22 protein-coding genes are annotated in these 23,562 nt (G+C 61.9%); 9 read left to right on the plus strand and 13 right to left on the minus strand.

The genetic code is table 11. The features are described 5' to 3' along the window. The first annotated feature begins 198 nt into the window (after nucleotides 1-198). Entirely contained in the window at nucleotides 199-1,410 is a 1,212-nt protein-coding gene (locus DAAJ005_RS09100) for a VWA domain-containing protein (RefSeq protein WP_151846843.1), read from the plus strand. A 171-nt stretch (nucleotides 1,411-1,581) separates the two neighbouring features. On the opposite strand, the gene DAAJ005_RS09105 is transcribed toward DAAJ005_RS09100, so the two are convergent. The 5 genes from DAAJ005_RS09105 to DAAJ005_RS09125 all read right to left on the minus strand — a co-directional run bounded on the left by DAAJ005_RS09105 (nucleotide 1,582) and on the right by DAAJ005_RS09125 (nucleotide 7,568). Beyond that, nucleotides 1,582-2,661 carry a diguanylate cyclase gene (locus tag DAAJ005_RS09105; protein ID WP_226342658.1) on the minus strand — a complete coding sequence of 360 codons (1,080 nt, stop codon included), beginning with the start codon at nucleotides 2,659-2,661 and terminating at the stop codon, nucleotides 1,582-1,584. A 510-nt stretch (nucleotides 2,662-3,171) separates the two neighbouring features. Beyond that, the gene (ychF, locus tag DAAJ005_RS09110) at nucleotides 3,172-4,269 is read right to left on the minus strand and encodes a redox-regulated ATPase YchF (RefSeq protein ID WP_151846844.1); all 1,098 of its coding nucleotides are present in this window, start codon (nucleotides 4,267-4,269) and stop codon (nucleotides 3,172-3,174) included. Between the two features lie 276 nt (nucleotides 4,270-4,545). Continuing rightward, the gene (locus DAAJ005_RS09115) at nucleotides 4,546-5,904 is read right to left on the minus strand and encodes a hypothetical protein (RefSeq protein ID WP_151846845.1); all 1,359 of its coding nucleotides are present in this window, start codon (nucleotides 5,902-5,904) and stop codon (nucleotides 4,546-4,548) included. 105 nt (nucleotides 5,905-6,009) lie between these two features. Then, a complete protein-coding gene (locus DAAJ005_RS09120; protein WP_226342659.1) occupies nucleotides 6,010-6,582 on the minus strand; it encodes a nucleotidyltransferase family protein in 573 nt (190 codons plus the stop codon). After that, a complete protein-coding gene (locus DAAJ005_RS09125) occupies nucleotides 6,579-7,568 on the minus strand; it encodes an ADP-ribosylglycohydrolase family protein (protein ID WP_151846846.1) in 990 nt (329 codons plus the stop codon). Before DAAJ005_RS09125 ends, DAAJ005_RS09120 begins: the two co-directional genes overlap by 4 nt. A gap of 152 nt (nucleotides 7,569-7,720) precedes the next feature. Between DAAJ005_RS09125 and DAAJ005_RS09130 the strand changes: the two genes are divergently transcribed. Beyond that, nucleotides 7,721-8,200, plus strand: a complete 480-nt coding sequence (locus DAAJ005_RS09130; protein WP_255448055.1) for a DUF4388 domain-containing protein — start codon at nucleotides 7,721-7,723, stop codon at nucleotides 8,198-8,200. Between the two features lie 19 nt (nucleotides 8,201-8,219). On the opposite strand, the gene DAAJ005_RS09135 is transcribed toward DAAJ005_RS09130, so the two are convergent. From DAAJ005_RS09135 to DAAJ005_RS09160, 6 genes are all read right to left on the minus strand, one after another. Beyond that, complete coding sequence (locus DAAJ005_RS09135) at nucleotides 8,220-8,513, minus strand: antibiotic biosynthesis monooxygenase (RefSeq protein ID WP_151846848.1); 294 nt, start codon at nucleotides 8,511-8,513, stop codon at nucleotides 8,220-8,222. Nucleotides 8,514-8,908: 395 nt separating this feature from the next. Further along, nucleotides 8,909-10,492: a 2-isopropylmalate synthase gene (locus tag DAAJ005_RS09140; RefSeq protein WP_151846849.1), complete on the minus strand. Its 1,584-nt coding sequence runs from the start codon at nucleotides 10,490-10,492 to the stop codon at nucleotides 8,909-8,911. Between the two features lie 208 nt (nucleotides 10,493-10,700). After that, a complete protein-coding gene (gene gdhA / locus DAAJ005_RS09145) occupies nucleotides 10,701-12,038 on the minus strand; it encodes an NADP-specific glutamate dehydrogenase (protein ID WP_370519820.1) in 1,338 nt (445 codons plus the stop codon). Between the two features lie 218 nt (nucleotides 12,039-12,256). Continuing rightward, nucleotides 12,257-12,736, minus strand: coding sequence for a PaaI family thioesterase (locus DAAJ005_RS09150; protein WP_151846850.1), 480 nt, complete (start codon nucleotides 12,734-12,736; stop codon nucleotides 12,257-12,259). Nucleotides 12,737-12,764: 28 nt separating this feature from the next. Continuing rightward, nucleotides 12,765-13,352 (minus strand): DUF2231 domain-containing protein, encoded by a 588-nt coding sequence (locus DAAJ005_RS09155; protein ID WP_151846851.1) that lies wholly within the window; start codon nucleotides 13,350-13,352, stop codon nucleotides 12,765-12,767. 60 nt (nucleotides 13,353-13,412) lie between these two features. Beyond that, complete coding sequence (locus DAAJ005_RS09160) at nucleotides 13,413-14,396, minus strand: GTP-binding protein (protein WP_151846852.1); 984 nt, start codon at nucleotides 14,394-14,396, stop codon at nucleotides 13,413-13,415. A 17-nt stretch (nucleotides 14,397-14,413) separates the two neighbouring features. On the opposite strand from DAAJ005_RS09160, the gene DAAJ005_RS09165 reads away from it, so the two are divergent. From DAAJ005_RS09165 to DAAJ005_RS09175, 3 genes are all read left to right on the plus strand, one after another. Next, on the plus strand, nucleotides 14,414-14,632 hold the full coding sequence (locus DAAJ005_RS09165) for a TMEM175 family protein (RefSeq protein WP_192930910.1): 219 nt from the start codon (nucleotides 14,414-14,416) through the stop codon (nucleotides 14,630-14,632). A gap of 20 nt (nucleotides 14,633-14,652) precedes the next feature. Further along, the gene (locus DAAJ005_RS09170; RefSeq protein ID WP_192930911.1) at nucleotides 14,653-15,048 is read left to right on the plus strand and encodes a hypothetical protein; all 396 of its coding nucleotides are present in this window, start codon (nucleotides 14,653-14,655) and stop codon (nucleotides 15,046-15,048) included. A 111-nt stretch (nucleotides 15,049-15,159) separates the two neighbouring features. Continuing rightward, a complete protein-coding gene (locus tag DAAJ005_RS09175) occupies nucleotides 15,160-15,768 on the plus strand; it encodes a hypothetical protein (protein ID WP_151846855.1) in 609 nt (202 codons plus the stop codon). Between the two features lie 24 nt (nucleotides 15,769-15,792). Here the strand turns inward: DAAJ005_RS09175 and DAAJ005_RS09180 are convergent, their stop codons facing one another. After that, on the minus strand, nucleotides 15,793-16,845 hold the full coding sequence (locus DAAJ005_RS09180; RefSeq protein WP_151846856.1) for an Lrp/AsnC family transcriptional regulator: 1,053 nt from the start codon (nucleotides 16,843-16,845) through the stop codon (nucleotides 15,793-15,795). A 439-nt stretch (nucleotides 16,846-17,284) separates the two neighbouring features. On the opposite strand from DAAJ005_RS09180, the gene DAAJ005_RS09185 reads away from it, so the two are divergent. From DAAJ005_RS09185 to sufU, 4 genes are all read left to right on the plus strand, one after another. Beyond that, on the plus strand, nucleotides 17,285-19,936 hold the full coding sequence (locus DAAJ005_RS09185) for a right-handed parallel beta-helix repeat-containing protein (protein WP_151846857.1): 2,652 nt from the start codon (nucleotides 17,285-17,287) through the stop codon (nucleotides 19,934-19,936). A 247-nt stretch (nucleotides 19,937-20,183) separates the two neighbouring features. Then, the gene (locus tag DAAJ005_RS09190; RefSeq protein ID WP_151846858.1) at nucleotides 20,184-20,486 is read left to right on the plus strand and encodes an Lrp/AsnC family transcriptional regulator; all 303 of its coding nucleotides are present in this window, start codon (nucleotides 20,184-20,186) and stop codon (nucleotides 20,484-20,486) included. 106 nt (nucleotides 20,487-20,592) lie between these two features. After that, complete coding sequence (locus DAAJ005_RS09195) at nucleotides 20,593-21,771, plus strand: M20 family metallopeptidase (RefSeq protein ID WP_151846859.1); 1,179 nt, start codon at nucleotides 20,593-20,595, stop codon at nucleotides 21,769-21,771. 4 nt (nucleotides 21,772-21,775) lie between these two features. Continuing rightward, complete coding sequence (gene sufU, locus DAAJ005_RS09200; protein ID WP_151846860.1) at nucleotides 21,776-22,222, plus strand: Fe-S cluster assembly sulfur transfer protein SufU; 447 nt, start codon at nucleotides 21,776-21,778, stop codon at nucleotides 22,220-22,222. A 160-nt stretch (nucleotides 22,223-22,382) separates the two neighbouring features. Here sufU and DAAJ005_RS09205 read toward each other — a convergent pair whose 3' ends face one another. Next, nucleotides 22,383-23,561: a LacI family DNA-binding transcriptional regulator gene (locus DAAJ005_RS09205; RefSeq protein WP_151846861.1), complete on the minus strand. Its 1,179-nt coding sequence runs from the start codon at nucleotides 23,559-23,561 to the stop codon at nucleotides 22,383-22,385. Nucleotide 23,562: the final 1 nt, after the last annotated feature.

Here is a 23,562-nt window from a genome sequence, read left to right on the forward strand (position 1 = left end):
CTATTGTGCCGCACGCGTGGGCCGGGGGAGGCATGTTCACAGTGATGGCCGGGATCTGGTGGAAAAGGTGAACACCGCCCCACTTTCTGTCCAGCGCCGATTCCCGCAACGCTGCCCTCCCGCGCCCAGCCTTACAAACGCCGCTTACAAACGCTGTGGCCCACACGCGCCATGCTGTACGCATACGGAGGTCAAGACATGGCGCGAATTACGCGGTACAGCAAGTTTGAAGGTGAGCTGGATCAACTCGATTCCAGCGAGCTGATGCAGATGATCCAGGAAGCTTTGCTGGGACAGGGCATGAACGATCCCTACGACCCCGATCCCAATGCGCGCCCCAGCATGGACGATCTGTTTGACGCCATCCTGGAAGCCCTGGCCGAGCGCAATATGATTCCCGAAGAGCAGCTCATGGAAGCCATGCAGTCGGCGGACATCCACGACACGGCGCTGGGCCAGCAGATTAAGAACCTGATGGAGAAGTTGCAGCAGGACGGCTTTATCCGCAAGGAATTTGAGGATCAGGACGGTCAGGGCGGTGCGGGCCAGGGCGGCGAGGCCACCTTCCAGCTCACCGACAAGAGCATCGACTTTCTAGGCTACAAGTCCCTGCGCGATCTGATGGGCGGCCTGGGCCGTAGCAGCGCGGGCGCGCACGACACGCGCGAGTACGCCAGCGGCGTGGAGATGTCCGGCGAACTCAAGAATTACGAGTTTGGCGACACCCTGAACTTGGATACCACCGCCACGCTGGGCAACGTGCTGAGCAAGGGCATGGAAAACATGGAGGAATCCGATCTGGTCATCCGCCAGGCCGAGTACAACTCCTCGGCGGCCACCGTGGTGCTGCTGGACTGCTCTCACTCCATGATCCTGTACGGCGAGGACCGCTTTACCCCTGCCAAGCAGGTGGCGCTGGCCTTGGCCCACCTGATTCGCACCCAGTACCCCAGCGACACCGTAAAATTCGTGCTGTTCCACGACAGCGCCGAGGAAGTGCCGATCTCCAAGCTGGCGCAGGCGCAGATCGGGCCGTACCACACCAACACGGCGGGCGGCCTGCGGCTGGCCCAGCAACTCCTGAAGCGTGAAAACAAGGACATGAAGCAGATCGTGATGATCACCGACGGCAAACCCAGCGCCCTGACGCTGCCCGACGGACGCATCTACAAGAACGCTTACGGCCTCGATCCCTACGTGTTAGGCGCAACGCTGCGTGAAGTCGCCAACTGCCGAAGAAGCGGCATTCAGGTCAACACCTTCATGCTGGCCCGCGATCCCGATCTGGTGGGCTTCGTGAAACGTGTCTCCGAGATGACGCGCGGCAAGGCGTACTTCACCACGCCGCAGAACATTGGCCAGTACGTGCTGATGGACTTCGTGACCAACAAGACCAAACTGGTGAATTAAGGTCTGGAAGGAGAAGGGCGGCGGCGAGGGCCTGCCGCCTTTTTTATGGCCCCGTCACAGGCAAACAGCAGGGACGAGAATCTCATCCCGGACAGCCTTCAGAGAAAGTGTCGTGTGCTGCGGAAGCCGCTTGTGCTTCTTCTGATCAGGCAGGACTTCTAAGGCTGTGGCTCAGTACACCGTATTGCGCCGCCACTCGGCCAGACGGATGTCGTTGCGGCCCTGCTGCTTGGCGCTGTACATCGCCTCATCGGCACGGCCCACCACGTCATCGGACGATTCCCCAGCGGCGGCGCTGGCCACTCCGAAGCTGGCCGTGACGCCCACCACCTCGCCGTGGCGTTGCTGCCGTAGTTCGTTGCGCAGATTGTTCAGCAGCTTTCTGACCTGGGTGTCACCCAGCGCGGGCAAGATCAGCAGGAATTCCTCGCCGCCCCAGCGGGCCACCATACCCCCTTGCGGCAACAGGTCCCGGGAGAGTTGTGCCACCGCCCGTAACACCTGATCGCCCGTGGCGTGGCCGTGACGGTCGTTGATCTGCTTGAAATGGTCCAGATCAAAAAGCACCACCGTGTAAGTGGCTCTTTTGCCCGCCAACTCCCGCAGGCGTTCCTCGGCGGCGCGTCGGTTGGCGACGCCCGTCAGCACATCGATCAGCGCCGCCGAGCGCGAGGCCAGAAGCTGCGCCCGCTGCACGCCGAAGGTGGCCTGGATCAGGATCAGCACGCTGCTGCTCAGCAGAAACTGTGCCGTGGCACTGAGCAGATTGAGCTGCATTTCGGGCGGAACCGTCAGGAGCAGGTGCCCGCCGCAGATCGCCGTGGAGATGCCCAGGATCAGCAGAGCGCGCTTGGCGGCGCGGCGCGGCGGGTAGATGTAGAAGATTGACGTGTAGAGGACGGCAAACCAGTAGGTGTTCTCCGAGAGCCGTCTGACCCCTGCGGGCAATGGATCAAACTGGTGGCTCAGGGCCAGCAGCAGATACAGGCCTGCCCCCAGGAAAGCCACTGAAGTGGCAGTCTCAAAGCGGATGACGCCCCGGGCGAGCAGCAGTTGGACCCCCAGCATCGTGACCGACAGCAGCGGCAGCGCCCACACGTCCAGAGTGTCAAAAGCTGGTGCCTGCGACCACAGCGCCATCAGACTGGCACAAACCTCGATGACCACCACCAGCAGGAACATCCGCCGCTGCCCGGTTGGCCAGGCAGGCGGGGATGAAGCGGCTGATGGGCGGCGAGAAGGGGTAGACAAGAAAACTCCACAGGAAGGGGGTTGACAGGTCCGGTCAACGAGAGCGGACACCTTCACACTCTGGCTGACTGGACCACGCATGAATACCAATGCGGGCTGAGAAGTGGGGAGACCGACAGAATGCTGTGTGCAGAATACACGCGTGGCTGCCTGACCATTAGGCTGTTTCGTTCATATAGCGTCTAGGCCAACGGCCCTCCCCCACGATGGGCCGTGGCCGTTCTAGACAGGGCCGCCAGCAGGGAGAACCAGTCCTCTGGGCGCGGAGTGGAGGAGAGCTGCGCTGTACCGATTTTCGCCCCGTTCTGGACGCAATCCGTAGCAACAGTCTGCGCCAGAGGTGCATACTGCCCGACTGCGGCCAGACAGAAGAATCAGAAAAAAGGGGGTGGGAATCTCTTCACTTGAGATTCCCAGCCTCCATCTGAACTACCAGTCTTGTTCAGGAGATGGCAGACCTGCACAGCAGGCGTGCCCAAAAATAAAGTGTGGTCCGCGAGAAGTGCCGCCCTAGGAGCTGTGCAGCACGTTCATGATGTCGCCGTCCTTCATCACGTATTCCTTGCCCTCGGTGCGGACCCAGCCCTTGCCCTTGGCCCCCACCCAGCCCCCGGCTTCCACCATCTTGTCCCACTCGATGACCTCGGCGCGGATAAAGCCCCGCTCCAGATCGCTGTGGATTTCCCCGGCGGCCTCCGGGGCCTTCTCGCCGTCGCGGATGGTCCAGGCGCGCACTTCCTTCTCGCCACTGGTGATGAAGGTGATCAGGCCCAGCGTTTTGTAGCTCACCTGGACCAGTTGGTCCAGCCCACTTTCGGTGACGCCCAGATCGGTCAGGAACTCGCGGGCCTCGTCCTCGGGCATCTCGGCCAGTTCGCCCTCAATCTGCGCGCTGATCTTGACCACCGAAGCGCCTTCGGCGGCGGCGTACTCGCGCACCTGACGCACGAAATCATTGTCGGCAGTCAGATCGTCCTCGCCCACGTTCGCCACGTAGATCACGGGCTTGATGGTGATCAGACCGAATTCTTTGGGAATGGGGGCGTCGTAGCTCCCGGCGCGGGCAGGTTTGCCCTCGCCCAGCACAGCCAGAATGGCCTCGGCCAGTTCGGCGTGTTCGCGCGCTTCCTTGTCGCCGCCCCTGCCCTTTTTCTGGAGGTTGCCCAGGCGTTTTTCCAGCCCCGACAGGTCCGCCAGGATCAGCTCGGTGTTGATGGTCTCGATGTCGTCCAGCGGGTCCACGGTGCCCGCCACATGCACGACGTTGTCGTCGGCGAAGCAGCGCACCACATGGGCAATCGCGTCGGCCTCGCGGATGTTGGCCAGGAACTGGTTGCCCAGGCCCTCACCCGTGCTGGCCCCCTTGACCAGACCCGCGATGTCCACGAATTCCACGAAAGTGGGAATGATCGGCGGCACGCGGTCGCCCTTGGTAAAGACCCGGCTCAGGGCGCTCAGGCGCTCGTCCGGGACCATGACGCGGCCCACGTTCGGCTCGATGGTGGCAAAGGGGTAGTTGGCCGCCAGCGCCCCGGCGCGCGTGATGGCGTTGAACAGCGTGCTTTTTCCGACATTCGGTAATCCGACAATTCCAATCGCTAATCCCATTCGTTCTCTCCTCCGCCTGCGCCAGCCTGACCCGGACTGGGGCGGCGGCGCGGCAACCCTAACAGTGTACGTGATGGCGCGATCTGGCGCAGGTTGACCAGAAGTCCTGTCAGGTCAGACGAAGATGGGGGCCACCCGCCAACGTCCAGCCGACCCTTCGACTACGCTCAGGGTGATCCTGCTGCTCTTGAAATCTTTTCCAGAAAGGTGGACAGCGCAGGCTTCAGCTTTTGCGGACTCTGGCCTGTTCTGGACATTGACCGGAGATGCGCCGGCTCAGGGCCGCGTCGTGGCTGTCTTGGGCGTTCCGGCGACGCCCACCACGATATTCGCGTCCCGCAGTTTCTTCTGCCACAGGGTCAGTTCCTGGCGCTCGACCTCCTGACTGATCGGTACGGGCCAGTCTTGGTTGTCCTTGCAGATATTTCCGCTGGCTGCCAGACAACTGGGTGCCCACAGGTTGTTGTAGTACACCTGACCCCTGGAATCGAAGCGGGTCCAGCCGATCAGGTTGTTCTGCACCGAGTTGTTGAAGAAGGTCGCGGAGCCTTGTGCGCCCCTGGCCTGGCTGTTCCAGACGTAGATCCCGACGTTGGCGTGGGGATTGATCTCGCCTCCCGGAAGCCGGCCACTGGAGATGATCCGGTTGCCGTAGACCCGCTGGTTGTGCCCGCCCGCCACGGCGATTCCCTGATTGGAGGTGCGCAGGATCTGGTTGTTGTACACATCGACGTAGCCGCCGACCACGTTCATGTCGGTCTGAAGCCCGTCGCCCAGCATGATGCCCCCGCCCGAATACTCGCGGTCATCCAGCGGGCGGACGGCGTAGGCCCCGTCGATGTAGTTGTCGTGAATCTGGACCGGGCTGGCCGCCGTGCCCCCGGACTCGTACATGCTGATGTTTTCCTCGACGGCGCTCTGGCCCGGCGCATTGATGATCTCGTTCCACGCAATCTCGATGCCGGGAACCCGGTTGACCGCGTTCAGTTGGATGGCCTGGACGTAATAGCGCTTCCCGGTCAGCTTGCCCATCTGCGTGACATACCGTCCATCGACATTGCTGACCCGGTTGCGAAGAAACTTGAGGGTCTGCCCGGCGGCGGAATCGCCCACGAACAGGTTGACGTACATGCCAGACGTTCCGCGCAGCGTGTTGTTCTCCACCACCAGATTGACCGCCCTGTAGACCGACAGGAAGCGCCCCGGAAACGCGCCGCCCGTCAGGGGATTGAGGCCGTAGCCGGTGGTGTTACGCAGCGTCAGGTCGGCTTCCTCGCCCCGGATCAGGTCGCCCCGTCCCCGCACGACCGAGTTCTCGATGATCACGGGTTCGCGGGTGCGGACCATCACCGCCGGAACCGCTGGGTCGAAACTCTGCCAGTTGCCCTGATAGGTGCCGCCCCGAGTGATGACCAGCGGGCCGGAATAGATTGGCCCCACCGAGGGATCGTTGTCGGGAACGATGGTGCGCGGGTCGGTCATCTGCGTCGGTACGCAGGCGGTCAGCGCCAGCGTGAGTGTCCCCAGGAGGAAACCGGCCCGGAACAGGGTCCGTCCGGTTGCTCTGGCGGGAGCGTGTGCGGCCCTGGCGTTCTCTGTCACAGATCTTTCCTCGTGGTTATTGATGGCTTTCACTTGTGCGCCAGTGTAGGGCCTGGAGCTGACGGTTGTCTGCGTGTGCGCCAGCAGCGGTGCAGACCGGGGCCTGAACCCAGATAGGCAGCCCCCAATTCTCCGCCGTCATGGCGTCCGCAGCCAGGGCCAGCGCCGCACGTAATCGGCGATCTTGGCGGCGCACAGGCCGGGCGTGTGGTTGAGGGGATTGGGGCGCAGAATCCCGGCGGTCATGTCGTCCAGGCCGTAAGGGGCATATACCTCGCCGCGCGCACTGACGCCCACACAGGTGCATTCCACCAGAAACTGATCGATGCCCTCGCGGACGCTGCGTAGTGCCGGGCGGTCCTGCCCGAATTTTTGCTTAAACCACAGGTGGACGCGCGCCTGATTGCGGACCTCGATGGGGGCGTCCAGATGGGCGAACAGCGCCCCGGCCCGGCGGATCACGGCGTCCTCGGCGGCGTAGCTGGGGTCGTCATCCCAGTAGAAGATGTCGTAATCCCTGATCTGGGCGGCTGGCGGTTGCCCGCTCTGCACGTTCCAGACGGTGCCGAACAGCGCCCCAGCCACCAGATGGGCCTGCGCCACACCCAACTCGGGCAGGCGCTCCAGGAGGGACGCATTGACCGGATTCAGGCGCACCAGCCGCAGGAATTCGGCGTCGTTCATGCCCGCCCGTTCATCCTGCTCATTCACTTTGCCTGGGCGGCCTGCACCACGGCTGGAAAATGCCCGGTGCAGGCCCAGTCGCGCTGCCAGCCCGGCCAGGTGTGACCCAGGCGCAGGGGCGCGAGCAGATGGGGGGGCACCTCCAGCCCGCGCGCCCCGGCGACGGCTCCCACCACGCAGGCCACCGTATCGCTGTCGTCGCCCAGCAGCACGGCGGGTTCCACGCAGGCGTGCCAGGTGTCGGCCCCTGCATGTTTCACGGCGGCTTCCAGCGTATCCAGCACGAAACCGCTCTGGGAGGTCAGGTGGCCGCCCAGGCTGGAGCGCACGCGGGCGCGGACCTCGGCGCGGGCCTGCCGCTCGCGGTCCCGGAACGCCGTGTGGGCATCGCGGGTGTCGATCCCGAACAGGCCAGCGTCCAGCAGGGCGGCGCGGGCATCGAAATCGTCGGTGAGTTGCAGCGCGGCGGCGGCGGCCCCGGCGTAGGGCTGCCCCCCAGCCAGCGCCTCCAGAAAGGCCGTCAGAAACACCGAGGCATACACGCAGCGGGGATCGGCGTGGGTCAGGGCGGTCACGGCAGCCGATGCATGGGCCAGCTCAGCGCCCCGGTATCCGGTGATCCACACGGCGGCGATTCGCATCAGACCGCCGTTGCCAGCGCTCTGGAAGCCGCTGCCCTGCCACGCGCGCACGCCCCCATCCAGCGCCGCAAAACGCAGGGCCGCGCCGGTCAGGCCGCCCACGTCCGGTGGCCCCGCCGCCAGCCATTCGCGCAGGGCGGCCAACACGCCTTCCAGGCCAGTTTTGCGGGCGTATCCCAGCAACGTCGCCACCACCATCTGGGTGTCGTCGGTGGCCTCGCCGGGCGCGAAGCCGAACACGCTGCCCGGTTGATAGTCCGTGAAGGTCGGCCCGTAGCGGGACGCGATGGCCTGGGGCGTCTTGAATTCGGTGGCGGCCCCCAGCGCGTCGGCTGCTGCCAGCGAAAAAAGCGTCCTGGTCACATCGGTCATGGAACATTCTGGCATGGCCGCCCCGCTGCGCTTCCCGGCGACCCGCCCACTGGGGGGGGCAAGGACAGCGCGCCTTTCAATTCAAAATCGCATTACACTGTGCTTACTTTATGGTGCGCGGCGACCTTGCAGTTTTCCCCTTCCTTTCCGTCATGCAGATGCTTCTGACCAGTGGCCGCGATGGGCTGCTCAGTGTGGACCATGTGCGCGGGGGTCAACTGTGGCTGGAGCGCGGCGAGATCGTCCACGCCCGCTGCGGCCAGTTGAGCGGCGACCCGGCCCTGCAACTGCTGGCCAGCCTGAGCAGCGGCTCGTTTATTTTCGAGCCAGGGGTCAGCGCCCCCGAACGCAGCCTGCACCTGCACCGCGATTCGGCGCTGCGCCGCCTGTTCGAGGAAACCGACGCCTGGGAGCCGCTGCTGCGGACCTTCCCTGACTGGCAGCGCCGCCTGCGCTTTACCCCCCGCTGGTCCGAGGCGCAGCCCGTCACGCAACCGCAGTTCCGCGCCCTGAAACTGGTCTCACAGGAACTGGATATCCGCAGCATTCTGGAACGCAGCGGCGATTCACCCCGCACCGTGCTGGAAATCCTGCGCCCCTTCGTGATGGCCGGGCTGATCGAGGAATTCTAGCCGCCTGATCTCTAATCCGTTAGAGGTCCACCCGTGCGTAATGCTCCACCGTCGGGAACGGATCGTAGAAATGGTGCAACAGTGAACGCCACTCCCCATATTCCGGGCTACCGCGAAAGCCCTGGGTGTGGTCTTCCAGGGTCTCCCACCACACCAGCAGGGCGTATTTGTGGTCATCTTCCAGGCAGCGTTGCAACTCGTGGCGCACGTAGCCCCCCATGCTGGCAATGATCTGCTGCGCCCTGGCAAAGGCGGTTTCAAACTCGGCAGTCTGGCCGGGGCGAATGTGGAGGAGGGCGATTTCGTGAATCATGGTTGGCCCAGTGTATCCACGCAGAACATCAGCCCACTCACTCAGCCCAGATACACGCTGCCCATGCCTACGCCCGTGCCGAGTTCCAGTATCTGTCCGCCCGGCTTGCTGGCAACCAGGGTGCTGAGAAACTGGCCGGTCAGCGCCTCGCAACTGGCATTGAAACCGAGTTCGGTGGCTTGTTTGTGGAATTGATCGGCGGGGACAGCGTGAGCTGTCTTTTCTGTAGCTGCCTCTGAACTCGTCAGGATGAACTGCGGAGTGGGCAGTCCAGTGGGCTAGGAAACCAGATGTGTTCAAAAGCCGGACAGGAACTGATAAAAGATTCCCGTCCGGCTTTTTTGGCGTTGTTTAAGAACTCAAGATGCTCTCCGCCTCATCTACTGCTCTAAGTCTCAAATCCGCCCCGGCGCAAATTCTCCCTGCCGCCGCTCGGCCCCCATCCCGGCCACGATCATGTTCTGAATACGGATCCAGGCGCGGGCGCTGGCCTCCACCACGTCGGTAGCGACGCCCAGACCGTGCAGCAACGTTTCGCCGTGGCGGGCACTGATGCTGACCTCGCCCAGCGCGTCGCCGCCCTGCGTGACGGCCTGAATGCGGTAACTCTCCAGCGTGGGCGACAGACCGGTGATCTTGTTGATGGCCCCGAACGCGGCCTCCACCGGGCCGTCGCCGTGGGCCGTGGCGTCAATCGGGCCGTCCGGCGTTTGCAGGCGCACAAAGGCCACCGGGGTCATGTTCATGCCAGACGTAATCTGGAAGCCTTCCAGGGAAAAGGTCTGTGGCACGTCGCTGCGGGAATCCACCAGAGCGCGCAGATCGTCACTGAAGATCTGGCCCTTGCGGTCCGCCAGATCCTTGAAGCGTGCGAACAGGTGCTGCACCTTGTCGTCCGGCATATCCGCGTAGCCCAGATCGGTCAATGCCTTGCGGAAGGCGGCGCGTCCCGAGTGCTTGCCCATCACTAGCACGGCGGCCTCGCGGCCCACCAGTTCGGCGTTCATGATCTCGTAGGTCTCGCGCGCCTTGATCACGCCGTCCTGGTGGATGCCGGACTCGTGTGCAAACGCGTTGTCGCCCACGATGGCCTTGTTGGGCTGCACGGGCATTCCGCTCAGGCGGCTGATCATGCGGCTGGAGCGGTACAGCTCGCGGGTCTGAATCCCCGTGGTGTATCCGTAGTGATCGGCGCGGGTATGAAAGGCCATCACAATTTCTTCCAGGCTGGCGTTCCCGGCGCGTTCGCCAATGCCGTTGACCGTACATTCGATCTGCCGCGCCCCGCCCTCCGCCGCCGCGATGGAGTTCGCCACCGCCATGCCCAGATCGTCGTGACAGTGGCTGCTCAGGATGACGTGGGCGGGCAGTTCGGCCTTCAGAAACGCGAACAGCTTCCGCATCTCGTCGGGGGTGGTGTAGCCCACGGTGTCGGGCACGTTGATGGTGGTTGCACCCGCTTCCACCGTTGCCTTGAAAATCCGGCTCAGGAAATCCCAGTCGCTGCGGGTGGCGTCCTCGGCGCTGAATTCCACGTCGTCCACGAAGGAGCGGGCCAGCGTCACGGCCTGCACGGCGCGTTCCACCACGGCGTCGGGTTCCAGATTCAGCTTTTTTGCCATGTGAATGGGACTGGTGGCAATAAAGGTGTGGATGCGGGGCTTCCCGGCAGCTTCTACCGCTCTGGCTGCCGCTTCAATATCGGCCTTCCCGGCCCGCGCCAGACCCGTGATGATCGGCCCACGTACCTCGCGGGCGATGCGGGACACGCCTTCCAAGTCGCCGGGGCTGGCGATAGGAAAGCCCGCCTCGATCACGTCCACGCCCAGCCGCGCCAACTGGTGCGCGATTTCCAGCTTCTGAGAGTGGTTCAGGGCCACGCCGGGAGACTGCTCACCGTCCCGCAGAGTGGTGTCAAAGATGATGATGCGGTCATTACTCTGGGGCTGATGCTGTGTCTGATTCTGGGGCTGTGTCATGTGGACTCCTATTTTTTAGACTTGAGGTAAGAGGCGGCACAAGAAATCCCCCGAAGGGGACTCCTCCGGGGGACTGGGCGGGCCATATTTGCCTGGCCGTTCACTCCACCGGAGGACGGGTAAGCAGGAGGCCAGAGCGGATCATGGGGGGAATGTAACTGATATGGGTGTTGGGAAGCAAGAGGAGTCGTCTAACCTGCTGCGCTCATCACACCACGCCCTGCTCCAGCATCGCCTGAGCCACCTTCACGAATCCAGCCACGTTCGCCCCCTGAAGGTAGCTGAGGCTGCCGTCGGGCCGCCGTCCGTGGATCAGGGCGGCCCGGTGAATGCCGCGCATGATCTCGTGCAATCTCGCGTCTACCTCGTCGCGGGTCCAGTGCAGGCGCTGGGCGTTCTGGCTCATTTCCAGGCCGCTGGTGGCCACGCCGCCAGCGTTGCTGGCTTTGCCAGGGGCATACAGCACGCCTGAGTCCTCAAATCGTTTGGCCGCTTCAAAGGTGCAGGGCATGTTGGCTCCCTCGGCCACGGCCACCACGCCGTTCTTGATCAGGGTGGCGGCGTCGTCCTCGTCCAGCTCGTTCTGGGTGGCGCAGGGCAGGGCCACATCCACCGCTACGCCCCAGGGCCGCGCCCCCGCGTGGTACTGCGCTCCCACCAGCCGGGCGTATTCCTCCACCCGGCCTTGCTGTACGTTGCGAACTTCCATCAGCGTTGCCAGTTTGTCGGGCGTGAAGCCGTCCTCGTCCACGGCAGTTCCGCCCGAATCTGAAACCGTGACCACCTTCGCCCCCAGTTGCATGGCCTTCTCGATGGCGTACTGCGCCACATTGCCCGAACCGGACACCGAAACGCGCATCCCCTCCATCCCACGCCCCTCGTGTTCCAGCATTTCCTGCACAAAGTAGACGGTGCCGTAGCCAGTCGCCTCCGGGCGAATCAGCGAGCCGCCGTAGGTCAGCCCCTTGCCCGTGAACACCGAGTCGGCGCGGTTGGTCAGCTTTTTCATCATGCCGGTCAGGTAGCCGATTTCGCGCCCGCCCACGCCGATGTCCCCGGCGGGCACGTCGGTATCTGCACCAATATGCCGGAACAGTTCGGTCATGAACGCCTGACAGAAGCGCATCACTTCCAGGTCGCTCTTGCCCTTGGGGTCAAAGTCGCTGCCGCCCTTGCCGCCGCCCATCGGCAGCGTGGTCAGGGCGTTCTTGAAGGTCTGTTCAAAGGCCAGGAACTTCAGAATGGACAGGTTGACGCTGGGGTGAAAGCGCAGCCCGCCCTTGTACGGCCCGATGGCGCTGCTGTGCTGGATGCGGTAGCCCCGGTTGACCTGCACCCCGCCGCTGTCGTCGATCCAGCACACTCGGAAGATGATGACGCGCTCGGGTTCTACCAGCCGCTTGAGCAAGCTTTGCCGGGCGTACTGCGGATGCTCCTGAAGGAAGGGCCACAGGCTCTCCATCACTTCCTCAACGGCCTGAAGGAACTCTGGCTGATTGCGGTTCATGTGTGTGACGCTGTTCAGAAAGTCCTGCACGCTGCCCAGGCTGCTGCTGCTCACGGCGTGGCTCAAGCGGAGGCTCCCGGTAGCGGGCCACACAGAAGGGCGACAGGGCGGCGCAATTCAGGGCCGCGCAATTTATGGAGGGGTCTAAGCATCATGTCCCACTATGGCAAAGGGCCGACTTGCACGCGAAAATGCGTCGAGACAGCTCTGGAGATTTGTCTAACCCGGGTGCTGGAAGTGCAACACCGAATCTGCGCTCAGTTCCCCACCGACACCACGTTGCAGGTGCAGCGGGCCAGGCTGGTCAGCCGTCCGCGCCCGTCCCTGATTTCCACTGTCCAGACCATCACGCTGCGCCCCCGGTACGCCAGCGTCGCCTCACCGGTCACCACGCCGCCCGATACGCCCCGAACGTGCGTGCCGCTGAGGTCCACACCCACGGCCACCTGCTTGCGGGGGTCCAGATTGATCCACGAACCCACGCTCGCCAGTTCCTCGGCCAGCGCCAGATTCGCGCCGCCGTGCAGCCGTCCAGCGGGCTGAAGGTTGCCCTCCACCGGCATCTCCGCACGCAGACAGTCACGGGTCACGCTGAGAAAGCGGATGCCCAGTCGTGCGCCCAGGGTGCCGCTCAGGCCGTCCCCCTGCGGGCCGTTGATGCGGGCGGCCACTTCCTCCGGCGTCAGGTGGGCGAAGTCCTCGGGGGCGGGGAAATTGAGATCCGGGTGCAGGGTCATAACGCGAGGATAGGGTGCCGGCGCGGCCTCAGCCCTGCGGGTGATCCAGGGTCTTGCCCACGCCCAGGCCGTGTCGGTAGACTAGTTCGCCGCCCAGGAAGCCCCCGGCCAGCGCCAGCCCCAGCGCCGTCCCCGACAGCACTTTGCCCAGCCCCCGCTTGTTTTTACGTCGCGCCACAATCGAGCCGATGTTCAGAAAAAAGGCCGTTTCGTTCAGCAGGCCGTGAATCAGGCCAGTGCGCCGGGCCTCGCCGCGTGCGCCCGCCCAGTCGGTCCAGCCTGTGGCGATGGTGGCCACTGCGCCCACCGTGCCCAGCGTCAACGCCAGATCGGCGGCCCGCTGGGTTTCCTCCGACTTCTGGCTGGGGAAGAAGTCCAGCATCCCGGCGATCATCCAGCCGCCCAGCGGCAGATGCACCAGAATCGGGTGAATCGGGTGGCCCAGCGGAACGCCGTGCAAAATATCGGTCACGCCGTCTGGCAGCAAGCCTTCCGCGCCGCGCAGGGCCAGTTGAAGTTTCCCGGCCAGTTCCTCAATGGCGTCGTGGTTGACCACCGCGTCCTCGACGACGGAACTGGACTTGTCCTGATCGGCTTGCCAGGGAAGAAGACTCATGCCCAGAGCATAGGCTGGTCATCCCGTTTCGACGTGCCGTCCACGCTCAAGATCGGTTCATCAATCTGGAATCAGGTCTGCCGGATCAGGGGTCAGGCAGGCTTCAAAGGCCGTCGCGTACTCCTCCCGTTCCAGCCCACGTCCGATGAAGACCAGTTCGCTGCCGCCCTTGTTATCGTCCCAGGCGTCGGCGGTGAACAGATCGCGAACCGCCTGAAACAGGATGCGCTGCGGGTAGCCGTGCAAATCCAGCCAGCCTTTGACGCGCAACACCTCGGCAGGCCGGGCCAGGATGAACGAGGTCATGAAGCGCTGCCACTCGTAGGGATCCAGCGGACGGTCTACGCGCAGGGTGAAGGTCTTCAGGTCCGGTGTGTGGGCGTGTGTCTCGGTCTCCTGGCCGTCCAGCACGCGCGGATCGAAGTCGTCGCGGGCCAGCAGGGCGTCGGCATCGATCTGGCCGCGCTCCACGCTGATCACACGGGCCAGCGGATTGACGCCGCGTAATGTCGCTTCGGCCCGTGCCAGTGCCTCCGGGTCGGCCAGATCGGTCTTGTTCAGTACCACCACGTTGGCATAGGCCAGTTGCCGCGCGGCCTCCGGGTGTTCGCGTAGGGTTTGCAACACGTGGCGGGCGTCCACCACCGCCACCAGCGTCGTGACCCGGAAGGCCGCGCGCACCCCGCGTTCCAGCAACGTTGCCAATACGGGCGTCGGGTCGGCCACACCAGACAGTTCCACGATCACGGCATCGGGTTTCTGCTCACGCATCGAGATCGTCACCAGCGCCCGCAGCAGGTCATCGCGCCCGGTGCAGCACAGACAGCCCGCCGTCAGCTCGGTCACGTCGTCCTGCAACCGTTCGATCAGGCTACCGTCCACCCCGGCCTGTCCAAATTCATTGACGATCACGCCCAGCCGGTGCGGCAGGCTGCGGATCAGGTGGTTGACCAACGTGGTCTTGCCCGCGCCCAGAAAGCCGCCGATGACGATGATGGGAATGCGCGGATTGGGAGTGGGGGAGGCGGATGGGGACCGAATCATGCTTTACCTTAAAGCCGATGCCCTCACCCGACAGCAGCATGGCCCTGTTCTTCAGAAGTCCGCAGCGATTGGAAGCCCTCAGCGACGGCGTTTTTGCCATTGCCATCACGTTGCTGGTACTGGAAATCAAAGCGCCACAGGTGGGCGAACATGCCAGCCCGGCGGCATTGTGGCGCGGCCTGGGGCAGCTCTGGCCCTCGTATCTGGCCTATGTCCTGGCGTTTTTACCATCCTGATCGCCTGGATCGGGCATCACATGACCATCGGGCAGGTCAAACGGATGACCCACGGGCTTCTCTATACCAACGGCTTCTTTCTGCTGACCATCTCATTCCTGCCGTTTCCCACATCTGTCGTGGCCGAACACCTGCGTTCTGCATCGGCCAGCGCTGCCGTGGACTTCTATGCTTTTGCCAATCTGCTCACGTCGCTGGCCTTCTATATCCTGCTCCGGGCCTTGATCCAGCAACATCCCGAAAGCCGTAGCCTGCTCCGGCCCTCCAGTCTGAAATCAGCCGTTGGCGGCGTCTGGTGGGTACTGTGCGGCATTCTGGCCCTGCTCAGCCCGTTCCTTTCTCTGCTGCTACTGGGACTGATGTGGCTGTGGTGGACTTTTCCATTCTTTGTGCGGCGGGTTCAGAAGGTGGTCTAAGGGCGTGCTCATGAGGTTATGACCGCAGCACCAGCGCTTTGGTCGGGTGATGATCGTGAGCCGTGATAAGTCTCATGAGCGTTCTCATTCACCTGCCCCGTACCGTGAGGCATGAGAAAGCAAACGGCTGTCCTGACCCTCGTCTCTCTGCTGAGCGCCCCGGCGCTGGCCCAGGCCACCCAGCAGATTTTTATCAATGGCGTGGAGCTTCAGGCCACCGCCACCACAAAAGACGGCGAGACGTACTACCAGTTCAAGGCCAGCGATCTGAAGCGCATCGGGGCCATTACCGCTGGGGGCGTGATCTCCAATATCGAGGCGGTCAAGGGCTGCGTGGGTGACACCCTATTCAATGGGGTCTACACCGTGCAACTCGTCAAGGCTGGGAATGAGGACGGCACCTTTGGCGTCACCCTGAAACTCAGCAGTGCTTCCAGACAACAGCTTTACAATTTCATGGCGTTCTCGCCCTCAGAAGTCGTGGCAGCCACCGATTCCAGCGCTGATCCTCTCAACAACCATGTAGGACCATGGATTGATACGCTGCTCCCCGGCACGTCCGTCACGCTTCACACCAGAACGGGCAATCAGGGAGCGGCGACAAAATGGACGCGCCTGCTGATCCGGCCTGGTGCGGAGTCCATCAAAGAGTTGCAGAAGGCCAAGATGCCACTGGCGAAGGTCTACAACATGGAATTTGACCTGACCTGCAAGAAGTAGGCGGCAGGGCGTTTTTCGGGCCAATTAGGCCAGATGCGCCCGCTCCCACTCGTAAAATTCCGGCTTGTAAAATTCAAGCCGGATTTTCTTGTATTCCTTCGTCGAATACAGGATGTCGTAATCGACGCCATTTGCCACCTCTTCCTCAATGGCCGCGATCTTGCCGAATGCCTCTTCCTTGCTGCGTCCGTGGACCATCGTGAAGATCGTGTAGGGCCATTCCGGGTAGGTGGGGCGCAGGTAGCAGTGAGAGACCGCCTTGAATTCGGCCATCTGGCGGCCCACCTCTGATACGTCCTCCTGCGGCACGGCCCACACGCCCATTGCGTTGAAGGTAAAGCCTGCCTTCTGGTGGCGGAACACGGCAGACACGCGGCGCAAGGCTCCGGCAGCCTTCATCTTCTCGGCGTGCGCGGCCACCTCAGCGATGCTCAGGCCCAGCGCGGCGCAGGCGTCGGCGTAGGGTTCCTCGGTCACAGGCAGGTCTTTCTGAAACTCGGTCACGAAGGCGCGGTCTAAATCGGTGACTTCATAGCCGATATTGCGCTGCTCAGAGGTGTACTGGGGCTTGGATTTGGCGTTCCAGTCTTCCTTTCCGGTCATATCAAATTCCACACCGATCTTGAACAGGTGCAGCGTGGGCATCAGCCGGGTCAGGCGCGCGCCGCTCATTTCGTGCAGCTTTTGCACATGCGCTTCCAGATCGCTCTCGGGTGGCACAGCAATCGTGTACCACAGGTTGAAATCATGGTTTCGCCTGTAGTTGTGGCTGACTCCGGGATGACCGTTGACAATTTCCGCTCCGGCGTCCAGTTGATCCACGTCATGAACTGCCGCTACCAGACTGCTCTGATAGCCCAGCGTGCGCGTGTCGAATATGGCGCTGACCTGTCGCAGCACGCCTTCCGCCTTGACCTCACGCAGAATCTCCAGCGCCTCGGCCTCACTCAGCCCGACTTCCTCGGCAATCACCTGATAAGGGCGCTGCACGATGGGAATGTTTTTCTGAATGCGGTTGAGAAGCTGCTCACGCGCCGTGGGGAGCGTGGTTTCTGGGGCGGGCGAGGTGGCGGTCATGGCCGTAGAATAGGCCGACTGGAGCGGCGAAACGTCCCCGAACGAGCGGTCAGGCGGGGGGGAATCATCGTTGAGCCTGGGGAAGTCGGTCCTGGCTTTCTGAGAGCCGTGTTATAGAGGCAGGTCTCCTGGCGGCAAGCAGAGGAAATAAACGTGTTCCTGGCACAGCAAGAAGGGTCCACGGTACAACGTCTGGCATCTCGCGGCTGCCCGCATTGCGATGCGTTGGATATGTCACAATGTGAATCGTTATCAAATCACATTCACTTCAAAAGTGTGGACTCAGGTCGCCAGAAAATTGGCCCGCCCACGCGTCTCCAAAGTCGAAAGAGGTTGGTCTGAACGGTGCAGGAGGAAAGCGCCGCTACAGTCCTTTCTAACTGGAGTTCTCAGTGTTAATTGACTGCCGTCTAGGGAAGGAACCCCATAGAGGAGATGCATGTACAGGATGCCTTTCAGCCCACTTCGTTCACTGCTGATGTTGCTGATGTTCTGGCTGGCGGCGGCCTCGGCACAGGCCCAGATCAAACTCAACTCGACTGCCGATGTGCTGCGCGTGGTGGTCCAAGTGAGACCAACGGGTATGCCGGGAGTGTCTGGCTCCGGCACGTTGATCAGTCCACGGGGTTACGTGCTGACGAACTGGCATGTCCTGGCCCAGGATCCCAACAAGCTGGACAGCCCTGTTTCCAAATCTGCGCTAATTTTTCTCTCGGATACAGCGACCGCCTCACCAACGCCCCGTTATCTGGCCCGAACGGAAATTGCCAGTGCCAGCCTGGACCTGGCGCTGTTGCGAATTGTGTCAGATGTCAACGGAGATCCCGTGACGTCTGCAACAGTCTTCCCGTATGTGGCCGTCGCTAAACGGGACACCATTCAACTGGGGGCCACCGTCAACGTTTGGGGGTATCCAGGTATTGCTGGACCTACCATCACCAATACCGTGGGGGTCGTCAGTGGCTTTACCGGCGAGAACCTGCAATCGAATGGCGACCGCTGGATCAAGACCGATGCCAAGATCGATCCGGGAAACAGTGGCGGGGCCGGTTTTATCGGGAGCGTTCTTGCCTATGTTCCTACCAAGTTGACATTCAGGCAGATGGGGGAAGACAAGACGCTATTGTCGCAGCAGAACTGGGGGCGTCCAGCCGATCTGCTCAGCGAACTGAAAGTCAGTGTTCCGGGGCTGATGATGGCCGACAGTCGGGGCGCGGCAGCGGGCAGCACGCCCACCAACAGTCCGCCCAGCGGTTCGGCCTCGGCCTCCCCGGCCCTGCCAAAAGATGGAGTCGCCCGCAACAGTGAACAGCTAACCGCCCTGATCGCCCGTGGTGGCACGGTCAAGGTCGCGCGGGGAACATATGCGTTGCTGGACCCGATCATCGTCAACCGGGATCTTGTGCTGGTGGGCGATGGCAGCAAATCCACGGTGATTACCTCAAACGCGGCAGATTTCGTGATGACCGGCGAGGAAGAGATCAATCTTTCTCTGGAAGGGGTCACGGTGCGCCACACGGAAACGCGGAAGGCGGAAGTGCTGTATTTCAAGGCGCTCAAGAGCCTGAGCCTTAAAGACGTAGTAATCAATGGGGCCACCATTGAAAAGGATATTAAGGGCGGTGGATCAGGATTGTGGGTGGAACAGGTGGGAACTGCGATTTTGGAGAATGTCAATAGCTCTGATAACGCATACCAGGGCGTTCTGATAGATGATGCCCGTGCAATCAGCGTCAAGGATTCGACATTTGCCCGCAACGGCACAGAGGGAATCAACGGGAAGGCAAGTGACACTTTTACGGTGCAGTCCACAACCTTTATCAAGAATGGAGGCGTTGGCCTTGCTGCCTTTGGCGATGGGCGACTGACAGCCAGCAAGCTGGAATTTGATGGTAATGGACGTGGCGTTTATTGCGAGATTAAAATATGCTCAGCTCGTGATGTTCAGGTTAAAAGCAACTTCTCCTCTGATAAACTTAACCTTTTTTCTTGTAGGAAAAATGCCAACTGTATATTCACTGCTGTTAAAGTTCGGAATTCTGATATAAATGCAGTATATTGTGGAGAGGATTCAAAATGTGAACTTGATGGATTTGATGGGATTGATACTGCATCGAACAATTCTACATTGACTTGCGCGGATGATGCTGAATGCAACTTCAAGAATATCAAGAACCGCGCTCTTAATTTTACTCTCTTCGTTACTGGCCGTGCTAAAGCCAAACTGAGCGAAGCTGAACTTGATGATCGTGGCTGGCCGAATCTGGTTAAGGGTGACGCTCAGCTCACGATCTCGAACAGCAGTTTCCGCACCCAGGGCATCGTCGCCGATGAGAACGCTCAACTTACGCTGTCTAAGGTTGTGTTTGACCGGAGTGCCAATGCATTGCTTGCCAAAGGACGAAGTAGTGTGACACTCAGTGATATAGATTTTAACGAACCAGGACTCATTAAGGATACAACTTGCAGTCTACTTTTTACTGATCAATCAACTAGTGTGCTGGCGAATGTGAAGATAGATCGAGCTGTCGAGCGCGGCCTATGTGTGGGTGGTACATCTATTTTAAACGGGGCGAAAATTATTATACAAAATTCTCACGGTTCGGGTATGGAGATATACGAGCGTACAAGAGTAGGTATCAATGACCTTAAAACCAAATCAAACGGTGGAACCGGCATTTCCTCAGATAGCGAAACTGAACTAAATATTCAGAAGCTTTATGCGGAAGATAATGCTGGTAGTGGAATATATAGCTTAGGAAGATTGATTTTATCTGATAGTAGTCTAATTAATAATAAGAAATTTGGGGTCAACCTAGAGACATCTAATGCTTCTGTTTTTAATTCTTTAGTGAGCGGCAATACTAGTGGTGGAATATCTATCGGTAAATTCGCTCCCAGCATTCAAGGGTGTGAGATCAGAAATAATCGTATTGGCATCATTCATTCACGGCAAATATCTGTCATTGCGACACCTGCTATGGATGGGTCTTACACTCTTTCGGATGATTATCTAAGTAGGATCGGTAAAGAAAATAGCTTTAGAGATAACCAAGTCGAAAATATCTATACAGGAATATATGGGAAATAATTAAAATTCATGATATGTACTTAGATTCTCAGCCTATCCCCTAAGATTACCTGACGACCGGGACAAAGTTTCATTTCCGCTCTTTGATATACTGGGTAATGATAATTTCAGTTGTCTCATCTCAAAGGCATGGATAGCCTATTTTATAATTAGATAACACTCAATTTATAGCTACAAGGTGAACCCCTTCCCCCTACCATCCTTACCTCTCCTGATCCGTCACAATGTCTTTTATGAGGAATTCAAAATGGTAACGGCCATCGTGATGGTTCAGGCAGACCGCCAGCGCGTGCAGGAGACCGCTGAGGCGCTCGCGGCTATTCCCGCCGTGCGCGAGGTTTATAGCGTCACCGGCGAGTGGGACATTGTGGCAATCCTGAAACTGGCCGAATATGACCAGCTCGACGACGTGGTGACCGGCCACCTGCGAAAAGTGGAGGGCATCGCCCGCACCCAGACCATGCTGGCCTTCCGCACGTACAACGACGCGGTGCTCGATCAGGGCTTCGGCGTGGGGCTGGATGAGGGGCGAGCGAACGGAAGAGGCTAGGTGGCCTATCCTCTGTTGTTCATCCGGTCAGTCTGAGCCGTCCCACATGAATGAATGGTTGCCGGGTGGGCTGACGGCGGTGCTGCCCCCGCGCTAGGCTAGCCCCATGACAGCAACCCAGGAGAGGACGGTGGAGCTGCGCGATCAGCTCGTGGCTTGGCGGCGGCATCTGCACATGAACCCCGAGGTGGGCTTTCACGAGCATGAGACCTCCGCGTACATCGAGGCCGAGCTGAACAAGATGCCGGGCCTGACAGTCACGCGGCCCACCGAAACCAGCGTGCTGGCGGTCCTGAAGGGCGGCAAGCCGGGGCGCACGCTGCTGCTGCGGGCCGACATCGACGCGCTGCCGATCACTGAGGAAAACACCTTCGAGTTTGCCTCCAAGAATGCGGGCGTCATGCACGCCTGCGGTCACGATGGGCACACCGCGATTTTGCTGGGCGTGGCGAAACTGCTGTCCGGCAATCCTGGCGAGGTGCCCGGCGAAGTCCGCATGATCTTCCAGCACGCCGAGGAAATTGGCCCTGGCGGTGCGGAAGAACTGGTGATGCAGACTGAGCTGATGGACGGCGTGGACCTGGTGACGGGCCTGCACCTGAGCAGCCAACTTCCCGCCGGAATGGTGGCGGTCAAGCCGGGGGCGTTCATGGCCTCTCCGGACATGCTGGAACTGACCATCCAGGGCCGGGGCGGGCACGGCGCGCACCCGGAAGAGGCCATCGATCCCATCGCGGTGGGCGCGCAAGTGGTGACCAACCTGCAACACATCGTCAGCCGGGGTGTGGCAGCGCTGGAACCGCTGGTGATCAGCATCACCTCGTTTCACAGCGGCACCACCCACAACGTCATCCCGGACCGCGCCACGATGTTGGGCACCGTTCGTACCTTCGACGCTGAATTGCGTAAGCGTGCGCCGGAACTGATCGAACGCGTGGTCAAGGGCGTGTGCGAGGCCCACGGCGCAACCTACGAGCTGAAGTACGAATTTGGTTACCGCGCCCTGATCAATACCGACTGGGTGGCCGAGCAGCTCAAGGAAATCGCGCTGGAAACGGTGGGGCCGGACCACTTTCGCGACGCCAAGCCCACGATGGGCGGCGAGGATTTCAGCGCTTATCTGGAAAAGGCCCCCGGCGCTTACTTCAACGTCGGTTCTGGCAGCGATGAGCAGGACAGCCGCTGGCCGCACCACCACCCTCGATTCACCATCGACGAGGACAGCCTGGAAACGGGCGTCAAGATGCTGCACGCCGCTGCCCTGCGCCTAACGCTGCCGGAGTAACGCTGTGCTGCCTGACGCCATCTCCCGGCAGATCATCGACGATCACGCGCGGCGGCCCCGGCACGTCGGGGAGTTGCCGGGCATCGCGGGCGTGTCGCGTGACAATCCCGGCTGCGGCGATCAGTTGACCGTCTGGGCCGACGTTCAGGATGGGCAGATCTCTCAATTGAGCTTCAGGGGGCGTGGCTGCGCGATCAGCCAGTCGGCGGCCAGCCTGATGACGGTGGCCTTGACCGGCAAAACGCTGGCTGAGGCGCGGCAGGTGGCTGCCGCCTACCAGGCTATGGTCATGGGCGAGGCAGAACCCGGTGCGTCGCTGGGCGATCTGCAAGCGCTGGCCGGAGTCAGCAAGCTGCACGCTCGCCGCAAGTGTGCACTGCTGGCCTGGGACGCGCTGGCGGAGGCACTGGACGGGGCCTCTGCTCAGGTGGGTGTGGATTCGCCATCCTGAAACAGTTCGGAGGTCAGGAGGGTTTCTACGTTCCTGTCCGCCTTGACCTCCGATAGTTCTGGCCGGTTTCGGCCTCCGGCCTTGGCGGCGAACAGCGCGTCGTCGGCGCGGGAATTGTGGGCTGCTTTATGGGAGCGGGGAAGTTCGGGTGGCCTGAGCGTCAGTCGGGCGTGGCCCTTGCCGCCGTGCTACCGCGCACCACCAGCCGGGTGGGCAGCCGGATATCTGGTGGGGTCTGGCCGCCCAGCAGTTCCAGCATGGCCTCGCCTACCCGTTGCCCCTTCTCCGACGTGGGCTGCCAGACGGTGGTCAGCTTCAGGTCGGCGCTGCCCGGCAGATCGTCGTAGCCGATGACGCTCAGGCGGTGTGGCACGCTCAGGCCCAGACTGTGGGCGGCCCGCAGCGCGCCCTGTGCCAGCACATCGCTCATGCATAGTAGAGCGGTGATCTCCGGCTCAGATTGCAGCAGCTCCAGCGCGCAGGTCTCGCCGTCGCTGGGGGTGTTGCGTTCGGCCTCGGTCAAAAACAGCCGGGTTTCCGACGGCCCGGCAGTCAGCGCTTCACGGTATCCGCGCAGCCGCTCGGCGGTGGGGTGATAGGCCACCTGGCGTTCCCGCTCCGGCGTTACCGGGCCGCCCCCTTGCCGGGGACCGAGTTCCAGGCACAGCACCCCGATGTGGGTGTGGCCCAGGTCGATCAAGTGCTGCGCCGCCAGCCTTGCCCCCCCGGCGTCGTCGATCTGGACGCCGCTGGTCTGGGCGCGGTGGTCCTGTGCTGGCTGACCATCCTGATCTGTCAGCACGGATCGGTCCACAGGCCCTGCCTGATCCACCGGCACAGGCTGATCGACAAGGACCGTGGGCAGGCTGCGCGCCAGCACCGCACGCAGCAGTTCGCTGTCCTGCGCCGCACTGTAGACGATCAGGCCGTCTACACTGGCCCCCTGGACCGGGGCCAGTGGATCGGTCTGCGGGTCGCCGGGGCTGGCCAGCAGCAGCAGATTCAGGGATGCGGCCTGAAGCGCCTGCGCCAGACTGCCCAGGAACAGGGCGGCGGCTGGGTCGGCAAAGGCGTATTCCAGCGGTGCGTCGTACACCACGCCGATCACCCCGGTGCGCCCCCGCCGCAGACTTCGGGCCAGTGGATCGGGACCCCCGTAGCCCAGCGTGCGGGCCGTGTCCAGCACCCGCTCACGTAGCGCAGCCGAGAGCTGATCGGGACGGTTGTAGGCGTTGCTGACGGTGGCCACGCTGACGCCCAGCGCACGCGCCACCTCCCGCAGGGTGATACGCCCGCTGGAGGGGGGCGCGCTGGACGGTGACGCAGACCTGGAAGACATC

Origin of the sequence: Deinococcus sp. AJ005, from assembly GCF_009017495.1 — a bacterium.
Taxonomy (GTDB): domain Bacteria; phylum Deinococcota; class Deinococci; order Deinococcales; family Deinococcaceae; genus Deinococcus.

Coding starts and splice junctions, on each gene's coding strand:
- DAAJ005_RS09100 (WP_151846843.1), top strand. CDS start 199: ATGGCGCGAATTACGCGGTACAGCAAGTTTGAAGGTGAGCTGGATCAA.
- ychF (WP_151846844.1), bottom strand. CDS start 4,269: ATGGGATTAGCGATTGGAATTGTCGGATTACCGAATGTCGGAAAAAGC.
- DAAJ005_RS09125 (WP_151846846.1), bottom strand. CDS start 7,568: ATGACCGATGTGACCAGGACGCTTTTTTCGCTGGCAGCAGCCGACGCG.
- DAAJ005_RS09130 (WP_255448055.1), top strand. CDS start 7,721: ATGCAGATGCTTCTGACCAGTGGCCGCGATGGGCTGCTCAGTGTGGAC.
- DAAJ005_RS09135 (WP_151846848.1), bottom strand. CDS start 8,513: ATGATTCACGAAATCGCCCTCCTCCACATTCGCCCCGGCCAGACTGCC.
- DAAJ005_RS09140 (WP_151846849.1), bottom strand. CDS start 10,492: ATGACACAGCCCCAGAATCAGACACAGCATCAGCCCCAGAGTAATGAC.
- DAAJ005_RS09150 (WP_151846850.1), bottom strand. CDS start 12,736: ATGACCCTGCACCCGGATCTCAATTTCCCCGCCCCCGAGGACTTCGCC.
- DAAJ005_RS09155 (WP_151846851.1), bottom strand. CDS start 13,352: ATGAGTCTTCTTCCCTGGCAAGCCGATCAGGACAAGTCCAGTTCCGTC.
- DAAJ005_RS09160 (WP_151846852.1), bottom strand. CDS start 14,396: ATGATTCGGTCCCCATCCGCCTCCCCCACTCCCAATCCGCGCATTCCC.
- DAAJ005_RS09165 (WP_192930910.1), top strand. CDS start 14,414: ATGCCCTCACCCGACAGCAGCATGGCCCTGTTCTTCAGAAGTCCGCAG.
- DAAJ005_RS09170 (WP_192930911.1), top strand. CDS start 14,653: ATGACCATCGGGCAGGTCAAACGGATGACCCACGGGCTTCTCTATACC.
- DAAJ005_RS09175 (WP_151846855.1), top strand. CDS start 15,160: ATGAGAAAGCAAACGGCTGTCCTGACCCTCGTCTCTCTGCTGAGCGCC.
- DAAJ005_RS09180 (WP_151846856.1), bottom strand. CDS start 16,845: ATGACCGCCACCTCGCCCGCCCCAGAAACCACGCTCCCCACGGCGCGT.
- DAAJ005_RS09185 (WP_151846857.1), top strand. CDS start 17,285: ATGTACAGGATGCCTTTCAGCCCACTTCGTTCACTGCTGATGTTGCTG.
- DAAJ005_RS09190 (WP_151846858.1), top strand. CDS start 20,184: ATGGTAACGGCCATCGTGATGGTTCAGGCAGACCGCCAGCGCGTGCAG.
- DAAJ005_RS09195 (WP_151846859.1), top strand. CDS start 20,593: ATGACAGCAACCCAGGAGAGGACGGTGGAGCTGCGCGATCAGCTCGTG.
- DAAJ005_RS09205 (WP_151846861.1), bottom strand. CDS start 23,561: ATGTCTTCCAGGTCTGCGTCACCGTCCAGCGCGCCCCCCTCCAGCGGG.